The sequence below is a fragment of the uncultured Virgibacillus sp. genome (assembly GCF_947495635.1).
GTDB lineage: Bacteria > Bacillota > Bacilli > Bacillales > Amphibacillaceae > Virgibacillus > Virgibacillus salarius.
This window is the reverse complement of sequence record NZ_CANMAB010000181.1, coordinates 1-3,156: the sequence shown is the minus strand read 5'-3', so window position 1 is coordinate 3,156 and position 3,156 is coordinate 1. Positions and strand designations below refer to the sequence as shown.

The window sequence follows — 3,156 nt, the reverse complement described above, 5'->3', positions numbered from 1 at the left end:
GCCCGCGGAAAGCGAAGTAATTAGTCGGAGCATTGCCAATATACATCTAACATTTCAAAATAACTACTTGGCTTAACACAGTCATTGCACTAATTTTATACTTTCTTAACTTAGAAGTAAAGGCTATCGAGGGGTTCTCGATAGCACCGTATTCTTATACTTTCGAACTAGATGGATAATGAAGGTTTAACTGTGAAGGTTAATCATTTTTTGATAAAGAGAGAAAAATACTCTGATAATCCAGCAGAAAAAGGAGATTCGGATGAAGCAGCACTTTTTTTGACTTACTTAATTATAAACATAACCATTCCTTTTAATCCTCGTTCATAGTAAGAAAACTGCTTCATAAAAATGGACCGGTTTTCCCTTTTAACTAAACAAATTTATAGAAGTGATAATAATTGGCATTGCGAAGACGTCGATTAGGAAAGCTCCAACTAAAGGAACAACTAAAAATGCTTTTTTAGAGGGACCGTATCGGTTGACTATTGCATCCATATTAGCAATGGCATTTGGAGTAGCGCCTAGCCCATGCCCTGTGAAACCACCAACCATCACTGCCGCATCATAATTCTTTCCTAGCAATCTAAATAATATAAAGATACCAAATAAAGCTATAAATAGTACCTGTACGATAACAATGACTAATAATGGCAATGCTAAATTAGCAACTTCCCATAATTTAATACTCATAAGAGCCATTGATAAAAAGATACCCAATGTAATATCACCTATAATTCCAATACTTTTCATCTCAATTAATGTTTTATCATATCGATCAAGCACATTTCGAACGATTACAGCAACAAACATGGCACTTACATATCCGGGCAGTACAAAACCGGTTACATTTGAGAATAGCTCTCCTAAATAAGAGCCTAATACCATACATAAAGTAATAATAAAAGCTTGTGTCATAAATGTTTTAGAATTAATAGAGCTTGCTTCTGTTTTAGCTTCAACCGTAACAGCACTTTCCTCTGTTGCCCGCTCCGTAGACTTCAGATTGTATTTCTTGATTAAATATTTTACAATTGGCCCACCAATCAGTCCGCCAGCTACTAATCCTACAGTAGCAGCAGCTAATCCAATGGATAATGCAGAGTCAACTCCAAGCTCTTCAATGGTTGTACCAAATGCAGTTGCGGCACCATGACCACCTTCCATTGATGTAGCTCCAACCATTACACCGATAAGTGGATCTAAGTTTAAAAGCGTTGCAAAAGATATTCCAATAACACTTTGTGCTAGTGCAAGAAATCCACATGATAACCAATAAATGATCAAAAGCTTTCCACCTAATTTGATTAAACCAAAGCTTGCACCCAAACCTACAGTAGTGAAAAAAGTTAACATAAATAAGCTTTGTAAAGATGTATCCAAATTAATATTTACAAGATGAAGTCCTTTTAGTAGTGTTACAAGTATAGCGAAAAGTAGCCCCCCAACAACAGGAGCAGGTATACAAAATCTCTCTAAGAATCTAATTCTTTTATTAAGGTATCCCCCAAGAAGAAATACAGCTATTGCAATAAACAATGTCGTAACTTGATTCATTTCTAATGTCATGTTGTCCCTCCTTCATATGTTAAACAACTGGGAAATTCGATATATTCATCGTTGAAATATTAAAATGTAACATTCTCTCTCATTGAACTGTATTATTAAAATTATGCAAAACCTCCGCCACTAGATAAGCAGCTAGCTTTGTAGTTCGTCCATTTTCATCTAAAAGAGGATTTACCTCTGATATATCAAAGCTACATACATTCTCTTTAGCAACAATATGACGTAATAACGTTCTTACGACAACAGGGTCCAGTCCAAAAGGGGACGGTGCGCTAACTCCTGGGGCTGCAGAAGAAGCAATCGAGTCTGTACATAGCGTAACGATAATGACATCGTACTGGTTACAAAATTGATCAATAACTCCATATTGTTTTTGTATGTTGTGTAGAGCTAGTGATTCTTCTAACACATAAATACATCCAAGCTGCTCTGCAACCTGAAACAGAGATTTTGTATTACCGAATGGTTGAATTCCTAAACATAAATAGCCTGCTTGCTTATCCTGTTCTAAAATCTGCCTAAACATAGTCCCAGATGAAGGTCTACTATCCTGACGCAAATCAAAATGTGCATCTATATTTATAATACCTATCGATGTGTTTTCTCCCACATACTTCCTAATTCCGAGATAATGACCGTACAGCGTTTCATGTCCTCCACCAAGAATAATTGGCGTGGATCTTTTATTAAATATTTGATCAACGCGATCCGCTAATTCTGCCTGCGCAGCTTCTAAGCTTTCTCCTTCGCATACTACATTTCCAACATCGATAATTGAAGCTGTATCTTCAAAGAGATAGGGTAGTTTACCAAGACTTTTTCTTATTTCATCAGGAGCCTTTGCAGCACCAATTCTCCCTTTATTCCTTCGAACACCCTCGTCAGATTCAAAACCAACAAGACAAAAAGCGCTTTCAAAATCATCATCCGTAGAGTTACATATCACACGTTGATGAATGCGAAAGCTATCTTTGTCTATTTTACTATCCACTCTACCTTGCCACGTTTGTCTATTTGGAAATTTATACATATCAACACCTCACTACCTACATATTTTGCTTATTCAGAAAATATATTATTTATTATAAATAACTATACATATAATTACTAATATGCAAATTTTATATTTCTATAGTTTAAAACTATAAATAGAATATAAGAGCAAAAGCGCTCGATTATAAACGCAGCGACTGGACCGAGTCAACGGAAAAAAGGAATCACGGTGTGCTTGCGAACTGATGATGACTTATCATAGAGAGATTCATGAAGTCGCCTCGTTTCTGGACGCTGGAGCTGGACGCCGCTCAACACGCCCAAATTTATCCACATAGGCAAATTTTATATTTTCCTAGACTAGACTAATAAAAAACTACCGACCAAACGTTGGCTATGGCACAACATTTGATCGATAGTTCATTCACTTTTAGGAATTTCATCTGCTGATTCTCTTAGTGAACTACTCCCACCACTTACCACCCTTACGGGTTGCTTGAAGTGGGGGCTTCTTGGATAATCGCCACTTTTGGTAGCTGACGAAATGGACCAAGCTAACCCTCTTGTTCCAAGAGTTTATATTTTCATTAGGCA

At 36.6% G+C, this 3,156-nt stretch carries 2 protein-coding genes; both read right to left on the bottom strand.

Going from position 1 to position 3,156, the window contains the following annotated elements; genetic code table 11:
- Window positions 1-369: 369 nt before the first annotated feature.
- Window positions 370-1,569, bottom strand: coding sequence for a sodium/glutamate symporter (gene gltS, locus Q1A47_RS20260; protein ID WP_026679606.1), 1,200 nt, complete (start codon window positions 1,567-1,569; stop codon window positions 370-372).
- 79 nt (window positions 1,570-1,648) lie between these two features.
- Complete coding sequence (hutG, locus tag Q1A47_RS20255) at window positions 1,649-2,599, bottom strand: formimidoylglutamase (protein ID WP_166530241.1); 951 nt, start codon at window positions 2,597-2,599, stop codon at window positions 1,649-1,651.
- Window positions 2,600-3,156: the final 557 nt, after the last annotated feature.